Origin of the sequence: Mycobacterium heidelbergense, from assembly GCF_050205645.1 — a bacterium.
Taxonomy (GTDB): Bacteria; Actinomycetota; Actinomycetes; order Mycobacteriales; family Mycobacteriaceae; genus Mycobacterium; species Mycobacterium heidelbergense_A.
The window spans coordinates 1-17,434 of record NZ_JBNMQT010000033.1 but is presented as its reverse complement, the minus strand read 5'-3'; the positions used below and the strand labels follow the sequence as shown (position 1 = coordinate 17,434).

The window sequence follows — 17,434 nt, the reverse complement described above, 5'->3', positions numbered from 1 at the left end:
GACCCCGGAATCAAAGAAAGCGACGTTGTGCTCCGGCCTGATCGGCTCGAAGCGCAGGCCGGTCAACGGCCGTGGGACTTGGCGTTCCGCGTCTCGATGGCCTGCCTCAGGGCGGCGCTGGGCCGCGTGTCGGAGGTGACCATCTTCCTCATCTCGCGCTGAGTGACAACGGTCACCCCGGCGCCTGTGCTAGCGGTCGTCCTGGCCATTCTCACTCCCTCCACGGGTCGCACTGATGTGGCATCAGCATACGGCAAACGGGCGCATACGGTGGCATGCATATGCAAGCGGGTGCAAGCGGGTGCCAGCAGGTGCTACACCCAGCAGGCCCGGCTGCATTCCAGCCAGCAAACCCCTCCCCCGAAAAATCAGGGGCGGGGGTGGTCGCCCGCGACCGCACGGACGCGAGATTTTATTTACGGGACCCAAAAAATTCAGGGAACCTGCCCATGCCACCTCTTAAACATGCTGGTCAGCAATTCCGAGACTCGCGGTCCACTCGGGCGCTGCCTACGCCATCCGGTCATGGCCCGGCTCGCGTGGTGTTGGCGGCGCTGGCCCGCTGTGCGCGGACTGTCCGCACTGCTGACAGCAAACTTTGGATCGCTATTCGCCGTGGTTGTGGTCGTTGGGTGACCGCTCAGCGTTGCGGAGCAACACCTTGAGCCGGTCCTCGAGGTGTTCCGTGATAACCCTGATCACGTGGGGCCGGCACTCTGGCGGGGATGGCATCGGCGACGGACCACCTGTGCGTAGCCGGGGAGTTGCTTCCCGCTGAACCCGTCGGCGCCCACTGGGTGATCAGGGGCGAGCTCATCGAGCTTTCCCGCTGACGTAACGGTGTTTCAGTGAATCTGATTGGAAAGTTTGTTGACCAGTGCGGTGTTGAGATAGGCGGTGGCTGTGGGTCCGCCGGTGTTGAGTGCGGTGATCGTCGAGGGATCGTCGACGATGACCAGGATGCCACCATATCCGTTGTATTTGGCGGGCAGGCCGGAATATCCGCCGCCGCCGGCGCCTGGATCGGTGCGTAGCAGGAGCAGGACGTCTGTGCGTCGGCCGACATAGTTGAAATCGTCGATGTTGAACGGGGTGTCGGGTGGGTCGCTGGGGCTGCGCTTGTAGTGGGTGCTGTAGGTGAATCCGAGGCCTTTGACGTAGCTGGTGGGCGCGGACGGGTCGGTAGCCGCGGTGGTGGTTGTGCCGGTGTAGTTGACAACGACGATGGATTTGCCTGAGAAGGCCGGGTGATCTGACTTGATCTTATTTTGTTGGGCGGCTGCATCATTGAGGATTGATTTGGCGGTGTCGGAGCGGCCGAGAGCGGTTGCGATCCACGACAGTTGTTTTTGCCAGTCCCAGTCCTGGGGGTTGTCGGCGGGCCGGGTGAGGGTGGGGGCGATGGCAGACAAAGCGCTGTAGGTGGCGTGGTCGATGTCGCCGGTATCGATGATGAGGTCGGGTTTGGTTGCGGAGATCGCGGCCGGGTCGGGCGTGGCGAGCACTGGGGTGGAGGAGCGGACTAGGGATTGAAGCCAGCTCGGCGCGCTGCCTTGCGGTTCGGTCATGGCGACCGGTTGGACGCCTAGTGACAGCACGGCGTCGGGATCACCGGGGCCCAGGGCAGCGACGGCTGCGGGCCTGTGGTCGAGTTTGGTGGTGCCGAACTTGCCGGTCAAGGATTGCGGATGGTAGGGCGCCAATCCTCCGCTTGTGTGACCGAGCAGATACGTGCTCACGCCGGCTATTACTGCGATGACCGCGATCAGGGTTGTTGCGGCCAGGATGAGTCGGCGCCTTGTGCGGCGGCGCTGAGGCGGTGCGGCGTTCAGCGGCGGCGGGTGTGGCAGAGCTGAATAGTGCTGGGCCGCAGGAGTATCGGGCGGTGGTGTCCTGGGGCCGTGGGCCGGCCCGGGCACGGGCGGCCAGGTGGGCGGATACGTCAGGGTTGGATTGGTGCGGTTTGTGGGTTCTGTGCCGATGTAACCCGGTGGCGCGACGTGATCAGTCAAGGCGGCGGCGGTGGCGGCGGCGAAGTCGCCGGCGGTATTGAATCGGTCGGCGGGATTTTTCGCGAGGGCTCGTGCAAGGACGTCGTCGATGGCCGGTGCCAGGCCGGGCGCGATTTGACTTGCCCGCGGGATTGGCCGCATCAGGTGTCCGGCCAACATTGCCGGTAGCGAGCCGGATTCGTCATAGGGGGTGCGGCCGGTCAGGAGGCGAAACAGCGCGCATCCCAGCGAATAGATGTCGGTGCGATGGTCGACATGGCCGCCTTCGATCGCCTCGGGTGCGGCGTAGGCGGCGGTGCCGACCAGCAATCCGGTTGCTGTGAGCGCGGTGGCGTCATCTAAGGCGCGCGCGATGCCGAAGTCGGCCAACAACACCCGTTCATGCGTGGTTCCCGGGGAGGCCACCAAGAAGTTACTGGGTTTGATGTCGCGATGCAGGATGCGCCGCGAGTGAGCGTAGTCCAACGCGGCGGCGACGTCGCCGATAATGCGCACGATCCGCTCGAGCGTCTGGTATTGGCGGTCCAAATCGCTTGCCGCGGTGCCCTCAACGTATTGCATCGCGATCCACAGCTGGCCGTCGTCGGTTTGGCCGCGGTCGAATACGGTGACGATATTGGGATGGTTCAGCGAGGCAGCCAGGTCGGCTTCTCGGATGAAGCGGGTGCGGAACTGGCGATCAACGGAAAGTTCGGAGGAAAGAATTTTCAGCGCGTCGCTGCGGGGAAGGTTGGGATGGCGGGCAAGGTAGACCGTGCCCATACCGCCTGAGCCTAAAACGGCCTCGATGCGGTAGCCGGCGACAATGGTTCCGACAGCTAGCGGCATTGCCGACTCATTTTCCGCTCAGCAGCCGGTACTGGGCGGCCATCATCTGATGCAGTGCGGTTTCTTGTTCGTTTTGGATCTCGTAGGCGTAGCGCTCGGCGACGCCGACACACCAAAACGCCAGGGTTTCGGCAAAGCATTTCGCTTTGGGCATCCCGGTGATTCCTGCGACTTGGTGGGGCCCGGTCATGTCGGCGACGATGCGGGCGGCGGAGTCGACGGCCGGAGTCTGATAGACGCGGGTGCCGACAGAGTAAGAAACCTGTTGGACGTCAGCGGATTTGAACAGGGCCTGCAGATGTACTGGGTCGCCGGTGGCCAGGTGCAGCGCCCCGTGGCGGCCGTAGATCCCGTCATTGACGGTCTCGTTTTCTTGTTGAGCGGGCAGGGTGCGGGCCACGAGCCCGTCAGGGTCGAGCGGCAGTTGTGCTAGCTGATTGACTGGGGTCGGTCGAAACTGGTCGATGAGCGGCTGCTGCAAATCCAGTGCCGTGGCGACCAATTGGGCTGCGATATCAGCGTTTTCGGCAGACGTGGCGGTTTGGGCCAAGATGTATTGCCCGTGTGCGGTCACTGCGGTCACTGAGAATCGCGGCTCGCCCGGGTTTGGGTAGGAGGAGGTCCAGCGGTAGGTTACCGCCGCGGTGTTCGGGTAGCGGGGTATGGAGACATGCTGGGTGGGAATTGGCTTGTCGTCAAACGGCATTGTCAAGGTCGTGCTTTTGGCCGCCATGTCCGCCGCCGCCGCCGGCGCATCGGCGGGTGCGGCAAGTTCCAACACGATATTGAGCAGGTCCTTGTAGGCACCGGTATCGGTATGGCGGGCGCTAGAAAATCCGGCGACATAATTGTGGCCGGCGAGCCCCTCTCCCATCGGGGCGCCGAGCAGCGAGTTGACTGCGTCGCGGTCTTTGACCACACCGCTCTCGATTTGGGCGTAGTCGATCAGAGTGGAATCGGCTTCAGATGGACCGACCACGTTGTCGGCCAGGCGGCGGGCCTCGGCCCATCCGCCGTGCATGGCGTCGCCGGCCACACCAAGAGGCGGGCGCGGAACTGTGGGGTAGTTTCCGACGTCGAGCAAGGCGACGTCGACACCGTCACCACCGCTGACCCCCGGCGGTTTGACCGCGGTTCCCTCGATCGTCGAGCTGCATCCCAGGGTCAGCATCGCCACCGCCGCGACGATGGCCCCACCGCGCACCGGTATGTTCATGAGCCGACCAGCATCAGGTATTGAGCGGCCATGACTTGGTGGGCGTCAAGTTCTTGGGCGGCAGTGGCTTTGAACGCGTAGTGCGCGCCCGCGGCGATACACAGGTAGCGCAGCGCGGCCAGGTCAGGGTCACTGGGACCGCGATCCCAGCAGCGCGCTGAGGGCAGCCCGCTGATGCCGGGGGCTGACTTGTAGCCCAGGTAGGGAACATCGATGCGCACCAGACCGTCGACGGCGCGTGTGGCGCCGGTCGCGTCGACGGCCTCATAGACCGTGGTCCTATCGACGGCGACGTGCTGTATGCCCGCATCGTCGAACATGGTCTGGGTTGCTGGGGGATCGGGACGAAAATGCAAGGCGCCGCGCGGTTCATAGACGGCTGCTTGGTTGACACCGGGATTGCTGGTGGGCACGGTGCGGGCCAGCAATCCGGTCGGGTCGGCGTTCATGGCGGCCAACTGGTCGAGTGGTGTGGGCTGAAAGTGGTCGATGAGCGGGGCTTGCAGGTCGAGTGTTTTGCCGATCATGTCGGCGACCACGTCGGCGCTTTCTTTGGAGCCGGCGTACTGAAAGCACACATACATCCCGTGGGCGGTGAACGATTCGGCCTCAAAGCCCCCTGAGACGGCGGCGATGTTGGCCAAAGTGGTTGGGTGGCCGGGGATTTGCAGTCGGGTGGGGGCCACGTTGCCCTCGCGGGGCAGCGCCAGATTGGCTGCTGCCATTTCAGTGACCGCGGCCTGGGCGTCTTGGGGGGTGGGGAAGCGCAGCACCGCGTTGTCCAAGATCTTGGGCTTGTCCGCCGGTGTGGGTTGGCCCGCGGGAGCTTCCACCGTCTTGCGGCCGCTGACAAATCCGACCACGAAGTGGTGCCCGCTCGCTTGAGCGGAAATGGAGGCGCCGAACACCAGTGCCGTGAGCGCGGCGGCATCGGGCAGGGCGGTGGTGGGTGCCACGTCTGACTGCCCGGCGATGAGTTTTCGGTCGACGTCCCAGGGGCCCACGACGATGTCGGCCATGCGCTGGGCTTCCACCCGCGCGCCGGCGTCGGCGCTGGGAACCGTGCCGAGCGCGGGGCGCGGGGCGCGCGGATAGTTCCCGGGATCGAGCAGCGCCAGGTTGGCGGCTGGTGGCGCCGGCCCACCCGACTTCGTGGCGCTGCCAGCCACCACCGATGTACAGCCGGCACTGAGCACGATCGTTGCGCTCAACGCGGCGACCAGGACCTGCTGCGCGGGCGGCCGGCGCTTGGCACGGCACTGGATCACGCGAAAATGGTAGTCGACGCTACCAATGCGCTGCGCTGCTTCGATGGTTATCGGCCGCCCAGCGATGTCAGCGCCGCCGAGAGGGCCGCGACGGCGGGGCCGTCAAGTGGCGCGTCGGCTTCGGCGGCGCTGATCACTTCGACGGGGACGCCGGCGGCGTTGGCCATTTCCTCAATGGTTAGTTCGGCGCGGTGGCGGGCCGCGAAGAGCCGCTGGCCCAGCGTCGCGCCTGGCGCTCGCGCCGCGCGCAGCATGAGATCTTTGTAGGTTTTGCGGACGGCGCCGAGGATGCGGGCAACCGAGGGGTCGCCGGTGGCGGCGCGCGCCGCGCGGGCCGCAGACGCTTCGATTCGGCGCAGATCGCCGAGGATGCGGCTGGCGCGAGGGGTGAATTCGGGCTCCGACGGTGCTGGTAGGTCGGTGATCGCCGAGGTGATGGTGTCCAGCGCCAGCTCCACGACGTCGGTCATCAGTGGGGCGCGCATGGTGTTGGTCAGCGCCATTGTTTGCTCGTCGTCAGGCTGGACTCGCTGGTGTCGGATGGCGGCGATGTGTCCTTGTGGCCAGCCCAAGGCCTCTTCGAGTTTGGCTCTGGTGGCGCGGCGGGGCCAGCTTCGTCCTTTTTCTAATGCGGTCAAAGAGCCCTGGCTCATGATGCCGTTTTCCGGGAAGTAGCGCAGTGTCAGGTCGAGTTCTTTGCGGCGCATGGCCACAGCTGCCCCGGCGCGGGCGACACCGGGATCGGTGGTCTCGGTGACCATGGTGGTCTCGGTGTCGTCGGGGTCGACGCGGGTGTCGGGGCGCGGCTGTGGGTCAGCGATGGTCTCGGTGAAGCTGACCGCTATGCCGTGGGGGTGTCCCAAATGGATCGTGGTGGTGCCCGTGATCGGAATCTGAGGTTGTCGCATGCCGTCGAGGAAGATGCCGTTGCGGCCTTGGTCGACAGCGAGCCATCCTGCCCGGGAGTGATCAAGGCGTGCGTGGACGCGCGATATGCGCTCGTCGTCGATGCGGATCCTGGCGGTGGTGTCGCGGCCGATGACGATCGGCGCCTCGTGGGGTTGCACGGTGTAGGTCTGATCGCCCACCCGGATGGTGAGGGCGGATGGCCGGCCCAGCGCCGCGGCGCCCGCTGACGGCGGTATGCCCTGGGTTGACTGCATTGATCTCACTCCGAACAGCTCGGCAGGTCTGCCTCAACAAGTTAGCATATTGACCTCTCGATAGCCACAGCTGACCGGTGGCGTACATGATGCAAACATGGCCCAAGGAACCCGAGCGACCAGCCGCAGACAAGATCGGGATCGCAAGCCGTTTCTACAGGCGTTTTAAGCTATGGTGCGCCTGTTGGCGCCGAGCGAAACCGCGGCGATCCTAACGGTCTGCCGACCCAAGTTGATGCAAACATGTTGCATACATGTGCGCGTTGTGCTTTGATCCTGGGGTACGGGTTGAGATCCAGGTAGAGGAAGATTCAGATGTCCATTGACACCTCGCGCACGATGCCCCTTCAGCGTTGGGTCGGGCGTTCCGCCCCGGTGCATCCCCACAATGGTGGCGTCGGGTCGCTGCCGCCGCGGCCGGCGAGTGCGCCGCGTTATGGGGCGCCGATGACGTCGTGGGCCAGACCACCCATGCGTGTGCAACCGCCGCTGGGCCCGGGGCCGGCCTGGCCTGCCGCGCCGGTGCGCCCGCGGCCGACCTCACAGCGGACCTGGTTGCTGCTGGGCGCCGGGGTCGTGGTCGTGGTGCTGGCGTTGGGGGTCGGGCTGGTCGCTCTGGTCGCCGCCGGCGGTTCAAGCAAGCCTCGCGAGGCCAGCGCGCACAGCGCTGCGCCCTCGGCCCCCTCAGCCCAGCCCTCGACCGTCGCGCCAGTGCCACCGCCGGCGCCGCTCTTACAGCCGGAGGCTCTGGGCAGCCTTCTACTCGACACGGCGTCCATCAACAGCATCATGGGCACCCGCGAGCTGGTGGTGAATCCAGCCGGGACGACCGACAAGCTCTACAACGACACCACAGACAAGCCCGAATGCGGCGGAGTGTGGGCCAACGCCAACAAGTTTGCATACGCGGGCAGCGGATGGCAGGCCGTGCAGACCCAATACCTTCGCGAACAGGACCATCCGCGGCACGAGGTGTATCAGTCGGTGGTCAGTTTCCCCACCGCGAAAGCCGCCAAGGACTTCGTGGCCACGGAAACCAAACGCTGGGCACTATGCAACGGCACGTCAGTCACGACCACCACCCCGAACACGACGCCTCAGAGCTGGTGGATCGCGACGGTAAGCCAGCAAGGCGACATGCTGACCTCGCTCGCCAACCGGGAAGGCGCCCAGGGATTGGGCTGCCAACACGCGCTGACCGCGCGCAACAACGTGGTCGTCGACGTATCAACCTGCGGCTGGGATGTGACGGAGCAGAGCAGCGCGATCGCCACCAAGATCGCGGAGCGAATCTCTCGAACGCTCTAAACCGCCCACCTCACGCAGCGCCGAGCTGACATCGCGCTTCATCCGACCTCACTGACCCTCGCGGCCCTGCCGCGCCAACACACAGAGGAACGTTGCACATGACGACCAACCCGCTCGCTGAACCCAGCGCCCTGGCCAGGCCGTTCGCGTCGTTTCAGATGCGCGCCGATGTACGGCTGTTTCACACCAACCGACAGCTGGCCTGCCACGAAGACCCCGAGCTGTTCTTCAACCCGCGCAAATGGCGAGCGGCCGTGAAGAAATGCGCGGAATGCCCGTTTCGTGGTCGCTGCGGCTACAACGCCGTGGCGATGGGCGCGACCCACGGCGTCTGGGGTGGGGTCATCCTGCCCGGCGACTATCCGCGACAGCTCAGGCCGGTCTATGCCCGCCTGGCCGCTCAATTCGAGGAACGCCGGCGCGCCGAACTCGGCGATGTCCCCGTCGCACCACTGCCCGACCCCGATGGCGAGGACAACTGCGCGTCGCGTCCGAGCAGCTGCCCGACCATCAGCGATGCGACCACCCTCGAAAGGCTGTCGCCGGCCACCGGGAGTCGTCACGCGCGATCGGTTCCCACGCCGCGTCAATGCCGGGCGAACCAGTCGCGAATCGCGTGACCCACTTGCCGTGTAGCACAAAGGAACCCACAGACATGAGCACTGAAACCAACGCGGGCCGGCCTCGCTTGATCGACAACGTCACACTACGAGGGGCCATTGCACGGTTTGCCGCACACCCCAACCAACCGGGCGCCCTCGAGGTGCTGCGCTTGTGCATGTACGGGGACGTGCTGTTTGACGTCACAGGTTCGGACGCGTTCACCAACGGGCCCTTCGCGAAGGGATCGCGCCTGCAGATCCGCCGCGGGACCGGACCTGATCACCGTTCGGCACTGTTCGTCTTCACTCGTCACGACGAGATCAACCGGCTGTATCCGCCTGGTACGCAAACACAATCGTTGGTAACCCCGGCCACGGGAGCACTCGAGCTGGCCCGCCGACAAGGCGATGCCTGGCTCTACGTTGACCCGGCCGGTCCGACATGTGCGCTGGCGTCTGCCGAGATCGACTTTGCGCTACGTAACCCCAACAACGGGAGACTCAAGCACACCCTGGCCGGCCTCGATGCCGGCCACACCGATCGGCACACCGTGTTGGAGCTGCTGCGCCAGGACGGCCCCCTGCTCCTGGCGGCCGACGACGCGGTGCCCGGGACAGTCCGCGTTCACACCATGGCGCACCCCGACGGCTCGTCGAGCCTGCTCGGATTCACCAGCGCCCCTGAGGTTGTCGCGTACCACCCCGACGCTGCCGTCGCGGCACTGACTACCCAAGAAGTCCTCAATATGGTTCGTGCACAAGCACACAGCGGCATCATCATCAATCCAGCCGGCCCATCAATCCGGTTCTCGGCAACCGAGCTTTTCAGCTGAACACCCAGCGACCCGGCCCAGCGGCCAGAAAGAAGCCACCCATGAACATCAAACAGCTGCTTGTGAGCCTTGTGCTGACTGCGTTGGGTTTCCTAGCCGGCACCGGCCCATACATCCTCGCGCTTTGGGGGTTGCTTGCCGCCGGTTACAACTTCCACGCAGTCGGCCCCACGACGTTTCTCTGCTTGTCGGTTGCCATCGGCGCCGCGGCCGCGATCTATGTGTATGCGCGCAACCGCGGCCGCGCCTCCAGGATGCTGCTGCCGTTCGTAGGCGGGGTCCTGTTGTTTTTCATCGTCGCCGCAGCGGTGACTTCGGGCCTGGTGCGAGTTCCTTGACGAGGAGGCGCAGCACGACGGCTAATCCGGGACTTTCACGGCGATGGTGGCCGCGGCGTCCAATTCATCGACTGGCCAATACCTTTGACTAGCTCGCTCACGCATCTGGGAGGAAACGATGTCTTACCCGCACTGGCAGGACCCTCGGTACAGCTATCCGCAGGCCTATCCTTACCCGCAGCCAGCCTCAGGGTTGGCACCACCACATCCCGCTGTACCGCAGTGGGCGGGCAACCCTGTACCGCCGACCGGCGGCGGGTGGCCTGCCGCTGCGGGGACCGAACGGCAATTTCAGGTTCGGCTTCGCAAGCACACCGGGCTGGTGGTTGCCTGGTATAGCCGCACCTACACGGTTACCGGCACTTTCGCCCAGTGTGAGGCCGCGATCCAGGAGGCACAGCTCTACAACGTGCTGGCCGGCTGGTGGAGCCTGGGATCGCTGGTGGTGTGGAACTGGGTTGCGCTGGTGACCAATTTCAGCGCTCGAAAGACCTTACGCCGCGTGGCCGCCCAACCCGACGTCGAACACCCAGGCGCGGTGTGGACGCCAGAGAACGGCGCCACATCGCGTTGGCCGGCCCGGTAGAAAGCCATGTGGGACAAACAGATTGAGGTGCGGCTATGACGTGGCTGCTGATCGGCAAGATGGCATTGCTGAGCTTTCTTGTGCTGTGCTGCACCGTCTTGGTGGTCACTTTTGTGCGGAATGCTCGTCGTGTCGGCCCGTTGCGCTATCCCAACCCGTACGCGTCGGGATACCTGGACTTGATTCACGGCGGCGTGCCCCCAACGCCATTGCCGCAGTGGGTGGACTGGCCGGGGGCCGACGAATACGTCCCAGAGCATTAACCCCATCGCGATTGCCCGCGCTACCCGCAGTGCGTACGACCGAATACCCCGTAAAGGCGTCGCCTCCTGGGTAACATCCGGCGCATGCCGTTAGCGAACGGTCAGGCGTTTGCGGGATACAGGATCTTGCGCCGGTTGGGGTCCGGCGGAATGGGCGAGGTGTATTTGGCACAACACCCGCGTTTGCCGCGACAGGACGCGCTCAAGGTGCTGGGTGCAGATATCTCATCCGATGCCGACTATCGCGCCCGCTTCGATCGGGAGGCCGACCTGGCCTCCACGCTGTGGCACCCAAACATCGTGGGTGTTCACGATCGTGGGGAAGACGACGGCCAGTTGTGGATTTCGATGGATTACGTCGACGGCCAGGACGCTGCGCGCCTACTTGCCCGCCAATCGTCATCCGGCCTACGCCCGCAACAAGTCACAAAAATCGTCAGCGCCGTCGCGAACGCACTGGATTACGCGCACGAACGCGGATTATTGCATCGCGATGTCAAACCCGCCAACATTATGATCACCAATGATGAGCAGCGGATCCTGTTGGCAGACTTTGGAATTGCGCGCAATCGCAATGACATCAGCGGACTGACCGCAACCAACTTTACGGTCGGAACAATGGCCTACGCTGCCCCCGAACAGCTGATGGGCGAAGACCTCGATGGCCGTGCCGACCAATATGCGTTGGCGGCTACGACCTATCATCTGCTCACTGGATCCCACTTATTCCGCCATTCCAATCCCGCAGTAGTCATTGGCCGACACCTCAATGCCGCACCGCCCGCGCTGGCCGATACGCGACCTGAACTTGCTGCCTTTGATTCGGTGCTGACCATCGCGCTGGCCAAGGATCCCAACAATCGTTTCCGAGACTGCAAGGAGTTCGCTCGGGCCCTAGCTTTGTCGCGGGTGGAACCTGTCACCGCTCAGAACCAGCGCAGTCCCACCAGCGCCCGGGCCACCGCTGTTAAGAAGCCAGCCCCTTCCGCCCGACCAGCTGCGACTGCGAAGAAACCGCCCTCATCACCACAGCAAGCGACCCATACAAAGAAAGCAATCAAATCGCCGCGACCGCCGAGGGACGCAGGACCAGCCCCTCGCGACCAAGTGCCACAGCAAATCCGACCCGCCATCCGCAAGCACTGGCCGCTCGTGCTGGCCGTGCTTGCACTCACTCTTGGGGTGATTGCGGTTGTCGCATTGCTGAACTCGACATTCCACGACCAGCCGAGCACCCGGGTCCGCCTGCCGGTTACTTCAACCGTTCCGGGGGAAACGTGGAGGGAACCTCCATGGGGACCACCAATCGGAACATTTCCGCTACGAACGAGTACCCTGCCACCAGCCGCTCCTAAAACCGGCTGGTGAGCCGGTGCGGGACACCGCGTCGAACAACGCGAAGTCCCTTGGACTCGCGGTCGAGTTGTCAAGGTAGGGCGAGCATCCCGGGCATCTCAAAAGTGACGAGACCTGAGGGTCTCGCAACACTGTCTCGTAGGAAGTACCAACCAGCGATATCAGGGAGGGCTGGCGCACTAGATCATGCACATCAGCCGTAGGCGTTGTCGTAGTAGTACTCGATCTCTCTATCGGTAGCCCAACGTTCCCCGACCTCCCAGTAGCGATCAAGATGCTCTTGCTTAAGCTCGCGCTTGTCCAGTGCCAGTTCACACACATCGCACGAGAGTTCCTCTGGGTCCGAAAGCACAGTCGTCCGAAAGGCATCCTCGGCGCTCTGGTAGGTGTGTAACCTCTCAGTGCCCGAAAGTGTTGCCGCAGAATCACAAACGGGACAAGAGATCTTTTTCCAGTGGATGGTCTGGATACCGAATTGATCCTCTGTCTTGCCCGTCTGGGCGAGTGCCTTTTTCGTCGCACGAGCGATCCGCTTGCCGTCGATCTTCTGCCGCGCGTCTTCGAACTTCTTGTTAAGGTCGTCGTAGAACGGCTTTTCCGCCTGAAGGTCGCTAACCAACTTCAGTACGTCCGGCTTCCAAAAGTCACCGGGAGCGATGTCGGATACCGTCAGCAGCTCGGCAATAACTTGAGCGAAGTTGATAAGCGCCGCTTGGAGTTCCGCCCGATCAACCAGCCCCAGATGGATAGCAGCATTGCGTGCATCCAGAGCTGCCCTTGCGCTCCCACCGCTGATCCGATCCTTTTTGTTCGTGATCAATCCAATCAGGTCGAGGCACTCCTTTGGTCCTCGCGTCCGGAGGTTCAATGCCCGATACTTGTCTTCGTTCGGAACTAGGTCGGATCTACCCACCGCATGCAGGTAGTCTGTGTCCTGCAGCTTGCTGTTGTCGAGCAACAGAACGGCGCTGACAGTGCTCAAATAGTGCTTTGCCAAAATTTCAATTGCACTCCCCGCATCGATCGCTGCGTCGAGCCAGCGGATCGTTGTCTCCGCGCCCAAATAGATCGCCGAAAAATCGGCCGCGCGGACTGCGCTGTTGGCTCGTGCCCTAGCAATTTCAAGTAGGTGGCCGGGTAGTTCATCGTTGCCGAAACGTTTGTACCCAAAGGCCCACGGAAGGCGGTCTGACGGCAGTGCCATGACGCGAGTTTATGCTCCGACATGCGAGGTCTTCCCGAACAGATGATCTGGCACGCGCAGCTCGCCGGCGGCACAATCTCATAAGTGACTACCCCTTTGAGCGATGTTGAACTAGGCCGGGAAGCCTTCATGGCGGCGAGTAACAGGTTTACGCAAACTATCGCCGCCGGTGAGGTGAGTCTGTGGTACGCCGCGCTTGGGGAGACGCTGTGGTGGATCGTCGGGCTGGACGAGCACTACCGCAAGGTTGGTCGGGATGCGTACATCGCTTTCCAACAAAGCGATGTCGACGGCCGAGTGATCCCGGGCCTTTCCTAACTCTGATTGAGGGATCGGAGGGCCACATCAGAGGGCCGGCCCAATGTGATTTGCGTCACACACTGCGGACGTGGCAAAAGTAGCTCGCTCAACTCATTTGTAATCAGATTCCCGGCACTTTCTTAGTGGGAGTACTTTTTCCTTCTAATCTGAAACAGTCGCATTCACAAGGTAACTGAGGCTGTCGGACTGAAAACCGTTGCGACACTGGGGTGTAGCGCGCTGCTACCCCAGTGATTGCCGGACCCGATCAACACCGAGGCCGAATGAACCGCGAACCGCCACCCACCGCCGCTGATGATCAGGAAAGTACGTCGGGCCCCAGGTAGCGAATGACCGGAGTATCACCGTCGAGGTCCCACAGAATCAGGTAATCCGTGTCGGCTTCGGCGACGGTGATGGCCCAAACCCTGCCCGGCCGGATAAGCCGACGCCGCACCTTGGCGTCGGTGGGATCATCTTCGATGCGGTCAAGCCATTCATCGAGGCGTTCGGCGAAGTCGGGATCGCGGTCACGGAGGGCGACCAGTTCGTCGTACGCTTCCGGGTCCAGCTCAAGCACCAGACCACCCTACCTCGGATTTGCCCCATTGCCCAAATACCCCAATAGCATCAAGATGGAAAGAGGGCTTATTATCTCCTATAGTTCTCTATATGGAGCCCGTCGTCATCGAAGTAGACAGTCGGCGTCGGATCAGCATTGGCAAGCTCGGCCGCCACGACACCTACCTAGCAACCGAACAACCGGACGGAACGATTGTGTTAGAACCAGCCGTCGTCTTGACCGCGGCGGAGCACGCGTACCTGCAGAACACGAAACTGCAGCGTCAGATCGAGGAAAACCGCGCTCACCCTGAGCGCCGTCGCCCCCGGCCTGGGCGTCCGCGGCGAGTCGTGAAGATCACGGCGGCCGACGCAAACTAGCTCGAGGGTGCGCCGCGCCCGGCTCGCAATCCGTTCTAATCCGCGCCGGGCTAGCCGTGCGCGGGCGGTACGTTGATCACGCAGTTGATGGCCTGCTTGCACATCTCGATGATGTGCGTCTGTGTCATGGGTTCCGCGTGGATGATCTGTATCGCCGTCAGAATGACCTGGACGATCTGCATCAGCGCCATGAAAAAGTTGAGCGCCAACATGATGTCTTGGGGGTTGCGGTTCGCTATGTCGTCGGCCAACCCTGGCGATGCTGCTCGGATCGCGTCAACAGCGTCATCGACAGCCTCGCGGGGGTATTCGCTCGAATTGAGCCGCAACATCGACCCGCCCGACGATTGAAGTCTGCAGTGGTTGTAGCTGCGTTGCCATGCCTCCGGTCACGGTCACGGTCGGCGCTGGCATCGACGCATGGGCCGCCATGGCGGGAACGTGGATGGCGATGGACTTTTGCACCGCCTCTTGGGCTTGGATCAGGCGGTCCAAGCCGCCTTCACCGAGTTGTTCGCGGATTCTGCGCGCAACTAGGTTTTCAAGTGGTTCCGGTTCGCTCGCCATGGTCACAACTCTAAAGGTGGACCCGACAAATTGCCGCTAACGGCCGTTCACCCGTCGGCCGGCTCCAGCTCGCGGACCAGTGATCCCAGGTGGTAGGTTCGCCGTCGGGGAAGGGGCCAGGGCCAGCGCCTTGGCCCCTCTCGCTGTCAACAGCAGGGTATCGACATGTGTTGAGCAAAGGGCGATTTCGCCATTGCCGTTGCGCCAATGCTCGAACCGTCCAAATCACTCCGATCGGGTTGAGTCATAAGTATCCGCTTCGTCGGCGTTAGCAACCCGCGCGTCGGTAGCCGAGCGCCTGACGTGATTACGAGGGCCAGATCTCGTAGCCGAGTTTGGCCAGCGCCCGAATGGGGTTCTGCCGTCGGCGCTACCGGGGAGCTTCGTTTCTCTGAAGATGCGTAGGTCTTCTCCCGTCACGCCGTAGAACGCAGTGGAGACCGGATCATCGGGTGGCTCAGGGGAATCCGGGTGGGAAACCCGCATAGCCCACAGTGTCTTCGACGCGGCGACTACGTTGTAGCCGCACAGCGGCGGACCGAGGTGGTATAGCTCAAGCTCGCCCACGCCAAACAAGTCCGAGTTGGGAAGTGCCCCGACGCGGCGTGCGACGCCCAATCCCGTCACAGCGCGGACCCCTCTCGGAAAAGGCGGCTACAGCCGCAGGTCGTCTTCGGGGCAGCGTAGTCGGCCGCGGCGACTTGCCTGTGTACATCTCGCACCGTCGCGCTGGGTCGGACACGGGGGCCGCCCGAGCCCCACCAGTAGGTATGTCCCTGCTGCTGGCTGGCTGCGCGCCCACACCTGGTGCGACGGCCACTGACGTCAACAACCGCGGGAACGTCGAGCTGTCCCAAGGAGACCTGTTCGACATCGTCTTAGCCGATGACTACAAGACGACGAAGTGCCAGTGGCGCGGCGAGCAGCCCACTGACTGGAGGGACCTGAAAATTCTCGGTGATCGTTACGAACCGGACCGTGCCCCGCCGGCCGGTCACGGCGAAAGCACGTCGACGGGCCGGTACCGCGCGGTGGACCAGGAACGGCTCATATGGTCCTGGCGGAGGAAGACAACGCCAATCCACCGCATATCGCTCGGCGCTTCACTCTCGATGTCTCCGTGCGGTAGCAGACCGACCTCTGCACCTATGGGCCCGTCAACCGTTGCTGCTGGGTTCAGACGGCCTTGGCGCGGCCAGGTGAGGTGGTGCCAGTGGTCGCTCGACATTGCAAGCGAGTCGTCGGGCTGATGGGTCGTTTAAAAGGGGATTTTCGCGGCGATGGTGTGCACGAGTGTGGCGGCTTGGTTATTGAGGGCGGCTTCGCCGGCCTTGCTGCACACGCGCACGTCGATGACGACGTTGCGGCGGGAGGTGATGGCGCGTGAGCAGCCCCAGCCGCCGGCGGCTTCCTGGGAGTTGAACAAGGTGTGGACGTCGTCGTCGGCGTTGGGGCTACCCAGGGGCCAGTTCTGCGGCGCCATTCCGGGGGGGTATTCGGTGAGTGTTTTGTTCGCGCAGGTCGACCACTGTTCGACGATGTGGGAGACGAGTGCGTCGGCTTGTTGGGGTGTGTGGTAGAGCACGACTGCTTCGCCGACGAGGTGCTCGCGAGCATGGAGGTTGCCGCCGGGTTCGGTGAGGATGAAGCCGCGGACGGGGCCGTAGCCGCTGTCGCGGTAGGCGGGTTCGGTTGCTTCGGAGATCGATGCGAAGCAGTTGGGGTCAGAGATCGGGAAGGGGAAGGCTTTGATGGCCCGGAGTGCGGCGCCGATCTCGATGTGTGGGCCGTCGACGACTTGGGCGGTTTGTTCGGCTGTGGGTAGGAGGGCTTCGATCTGGTTTTGCTCGAGCAGGGGTGGGGGGCTGCTGGCTCGTGGGTTGCCGGCGACCTCGGTGCTGCAGGCGCTCACCAGAATCGAAACGGCAAGTGCCACAACGACGACCCGAATCGCGCGGATCTCGATGGTATTGGTTGCCGGGCTCATTGGGTGATCTTGGCGGCGATGTCGTGGACGATGGTTCCGGCTTGGTTGGTGGCGTCGTTCTGGCAGGCGGTGACGTCGATGACGACGTTGCTGCGGGCGCTGATGGCGCGCTGGCAGCTGCCGGCGAAGCCGTCCATGGTGAGGGTCATGCTTGATGTGTCATCGACGGTGCTGAATTGGCCGAATGTCCATTGCTGTGCCGGTGAGCCGGGAGGTGTAATAGTGAATCGCTTTGCGGCACAGGCTTTCCACGCGGTGATCTGGGCGGTGAGGAATTTCTGAGCGGCTTGGGGAGATGGGAATCCAACGACGGATTGAATGGCTCCGTGCTGCCAAAGCTGACCATCGGGTGCGCGCAGTTCTTGCGCCTCGACGGCGTCCCATCCGCTGCCGGTGTAGGTCGCGGCCTGCGCTGGCAGCCAGGTGCCGACACATTCGTGCTCGGACATGTTGGCTGCGTCGTCGAACATGTTCTCCTGCACGGGTTCTGCCATCATGGCTGAGCCTCCCATGATGGTGCTGATCTGATCGGCGGCGATCAGCAATCTTTTCAAGTCGGCGATCGCCACTGTGGGTGTGGTGGTGGGGGGTGGTGTGGTGGTGGTTGTGGTGGTGGTGTCGTTGCTGTGGCGGGTGGCCAGGGTGAGGGTGGTGGTGGTGA

Annotated in this window: 19 protein-coding genes; 9 read left to right on the top strand and 10 right to left on the bottom strand. The window is 63.4% G+C overall.

Features of this window, described 5'->3' with window-relative positions; genetic code table 11:
• Positions 1-27: 27 nt before the first annotated feature.
• On the top strand, positions 28-162 hold the full coding sequence (locus tag ACQI5H_RS23245) for a hypothetical protein (protein ID WP_427081646.1): 135 nt from the start codon (positions 28-30) through the stop codon (positions 160-162).
• Positions 163-845: 683 nt separating this feature from the next.
• Here ACQI5H_RS23245 and ACQI5H_RS23240 read toward each other — a convergent pair.
• The 4 genes from ACQI5H_RS23240 to ACQI5H_RS23225 form a co-directional block, all read right to left on the bottom strand.
• The gene (locus ACQI5H_RS23240) at positions 846-2,840 is read right to left on the bottom strand and encodes a serine/threonine-protein kinase (protein ID WP_427081645.1); all 1,995 of its coding nucleotides are present in this window, start codon (positions 2,838-2,840) and stop codon (positions 846-848) included.
• A gap of 7 nt (positions 2,841-2,847) precedes the next feature.
• Positions 2,848-3,876, bottom strand: a complete 1,029-nt coding sequence (locus ACQI5H_RS23235) for a DUF7373 family lipoprotein (RefSeq protein WP_427081644.1) — start codon at positions 3,874-3,876, stop codon at positions 2,848-2,850.
• 176 nt (positions 3,877-4,052) lie between these two features.
• Complete coding sequence (locus ACQI5H_RS23230) at positions 4,053-5,324, bottom strand: DUF7373 family lipoprotein (RefSeq protein ID WP_427081643.1); 1,272 nt, start codon at positions 5,322-5,324, stop codon at positions 4,053-4,055.
• A gap of 47 nt (positions 5,325-5,371) precedes the next feature.
• Positions 5,372-6,487 (bottom strand): FHA domain-containing protein, encoded by a 1,116-nt coding sequence (locus ACQI5H_RS23225; protein WP_427081642.1) that lies wholly within the window; start codon positions 6,485-6,487, stop codon positions 5,372-5,374.
• Between the two features lie 315 nt (positions 6,488-6,802).
• Between ACQI5H_RS23225 and ACQI5H_RS23220 the strand changes: the two genes are divergently transcribed.
• From ACQI5H_RS23220 to ACQI5H_RS23190, 7 genes are all read left to right on the top strand, one after another.
• Positions 6,803-7,795, top strand: coding sequence for a sensor domain-containing protein (locus tag ACQI5H_RS23220; protein WP_427081641.1), 993 nt, complete (start codon positions 6,803-6,805; stop codon positions 7,793-7,795).
• 98 nt (positions 7,796-7,893) lie between these two features.
• The gene (locus tag ACQI5H_RS23215) at positions 7,894-8,415 is read left to right on the top strand and encodes a WhiB family transcriptional regulator (protein ID WP_427081640.1); all 522 of its coding nucleotides are present in this window, start codon (positions 7,894-7,896) and stop codon (positions 8,413-8,415) included.
• 35 nt (positions 8,416-8,450) lie between these two features.
• Positions 8,451-9,230 (top strand): SseB family protein, encoded by a 780-nt coding sequence (locus ACQI5H_RS23210; protein ID WP_427081639.1) that lies wholly within the window; start codon positions 8,451-8,453, stop codon positions 9,228-9,230.
• 41 nt (positions 9,231-9,271) lie between these two features.
• Positions 9,272-9,568 carry a hypothetical protein gene (locus tag ACQI5H_RS23205; protein WP_427081638.1) on the top strand — a complete coding sequence of 99 codons (297 nt, stop codon included), beginning with the start codon at positions 9,272-9,274 and terminating at the stop codon, positions 9,566-9,568.
• A 322-nt stretch (positions 9,569-9,890) separates the two neighbouring features.
• Entirely contained in the window at positions 9,891-10,154 is a 264-nt protein-coding gene (locus tag ACQI5H_RS23200) for a hypothetical protein (RefSeq protein ID WP_427081637.1), read from the top strand.
• Positions 10,155-10,189: 35 nt separating this feature from the next.
• Positions 10,190-10,417, top strand: a complete 228-nt coding sequence (locus tag ACQI5H_RS23195) for a hypothetical protein (RefSeq protein WP_427081636.1) — start codon at positions 10,190-10,192, stop codon at positions 10,415-10,417.
• Between the two features lie 84 nt (positions 10,418-10,501).
• Complete coding sequence (locus ACQI5H_RS23190) at positions 10,502-11,785, top strand: protein kinase domain-containing protein (protein WP_427081635.1); 1,284 nt, start codon at positions 10,502-10,504, stop codon at positions 11,783-11,785.
• A gap of 181 nt (positions 11,786-11,966) precedes the next feature.
• On the opposite strand, the gene ACQI5H_RS23185 is transcribed toward ACQI5H_RS23190, so the two are convergent.
• The gene (locus ACQI5H_RS23185; protein ID WP_427081634.1) at positions 11,967-12,977 is read right to left on the bottom strand and encodes a hypothetical protein; all 1,011 of its coding nucleotides are present in this window, start codon (positions 12,975-12,977) and stop codon (positions 11,967-11,969) included.
• Positions 12,978-13,061: 84 nt separating this feature from the next.
• On the opposite strand from ACQI5H_RS23185, the gene ACQI5H_RS23180 reads away from it, so the two are divergent.
• Entirely contained in the window at positions 13,062-13,295 is a 234-nt protein-coding gene (locus tag ACQI5H_RS23180; RefSeq protein WP_427081633.1) for a hypothetical protein, read from the top strand.
• A 301-nt stretch (positions 13,296-13,596) separates the two neighbouring features.
• On the opposite strand, the gene ACQI5H_RS23175 is transcribed toward ACQI5H_RS23180, so the two are convergent.
• The 5 genes from ACQI5H_RS23175 to ACQI5H_RS23155 form a co-directional block, all read right to left on the bottom strand.
• Positions 13,597-13,857 (bottom strand): hypothetical protein, encoded by a 261-nt coding sequence (locus tag ACQI5H_RS23175; protein WP_427081632.1) that lies wholly within the window; start codon positions 13,855-13,857, stop codon positions 13,597-13,599.
• Positions 13,858-14,269: 412 nt separating this feature from the next.
• Positions 14,270-14,470: a hypothetical protein gene (locus ACQI5H_RS23170; RefSeq protein WP_427081631.1), complete on the bottom strand. Its 201-nt coding sequence runs from the start codon at positions 14,468-14,470 to the stop codon at positions 14,270-14,272.
• Between the two features lie 34 nt (positions 14,471-14,504).
• Positions 14,505-14,786: a hypothetical protein gene (locus tag ACQI5H_RS23165; protein ID WP_427081630.1), complete on the bottom strand. Its 282-nt coding sequence runs from the start codon at positions 14,784-14,786 to the stop codon at positions 14,505-14,507.
• A gap of 1,258 nt (positions 14,787-16,044) precedes the next feature.
• The gene (locus tag ACQI5H_RS23160; RefSeq protein ID WP_427081629.1) at positions 16,045-16,773 is read right to left on the bottom strand and encodes a sensor domain-containing protein; all 729 of its coding nucleotides are present in this window, start codon (positions 16,771-16,773) and stop codon (positions 16,045-16,047) included.
• Positions 16,770-17,434 (bottom strand): sensor domain-containing protein (locus ACQI5H_RS23155; RefSeq protein WP_427081628.1); only part of this gene is annotated, 665 nt, incomplete at its 5' end. The genes ACQI5H_RS23160 and ACQI5H_RS23155, both read right to left, overlap by 4 nt.

Bases quoted from the DNA above. Each gene is read 5' to 3' on its own strand.
- ACQI5H_RS23240 (WP_427081645.1), bottom strand. From the start codon at position 2,840: ATGCCGCTAGCTGTCGGAACCATTGTCGCCGGCTACCGCATCGAGGCC.
- ACQI5H_RS23185 (WP_427081634.1), bottom strand. From the start codon at position 12,977: ATGGCACTGCCGTCAGACCGCCTTCCGTGGGCCTTTGGGTACAAACGT.
- ACQI5H_RS23225 (WP_427081642.1), bottom strand. From the start codon at position 6,487: ATGCAGTCAACCCAGGGCATACCGCCGTCAGCGGGCGCCGCGGCGCTG.
- ACQI5H_RS23205 (WP_427081638.1), top strand. From the start codon at position 9,272: ATGAACATCAAACAGCTGCTTGTGAGCCTTGTGCTGACTGCGTTGGGT.
- ACQI5H_RS23215 (WP_427081640.1), top strand. From the start codon at position 7,894: ATGACGACCAACCCGCTCGCTGAACCCAGCGCCCTGGCCAGGCCGTTC.
- ACQI5H_RS23165 (WP_427081630.1), bottom strand. From the start codon at position 14,786: ATGGCGAGCGAACCGGAACCACTTGAAAACCTAGTTGCGCGCAGAATC.
- ACQI5H_RS23195 (WP_427081636.1), top strand. From the start codon at position 10,190: ATGACGTGGCTGCTGATCGGCAAGATGGCATTGCTGAGCTTTCTTGTG.
- ACQI5H_RS23220 (WP_427081641.1), top strand. From the start codon at position 6,803: ATGTCCATTGACACCTCGCGCACGATGCCCCTTCAGCGTTGGGTCGGG.
- ACQI5H_RS23210 (WP_427081639.1), top strand. From the start codon at position 8,451: ATGAGCACTGAAACCAACGCGGGCCGGCCTCGCTTGATCGACAACGTC.
- ACQI5H_RS23160 (WP_427081629.1), bottom strand. From the start codon at position 16,773: ATGAGCCCGGCAACCAATACCATCGAGATCCGCGCGATTCGGGTCGTC.
- ACQI5H_RS23190 (WP_427081635.1), top strand. From the start codon at position 10,502: ATGCCGTTAGCGAACGGTCAGGCGTTTGCGGGATACAGGATCTTGCGC.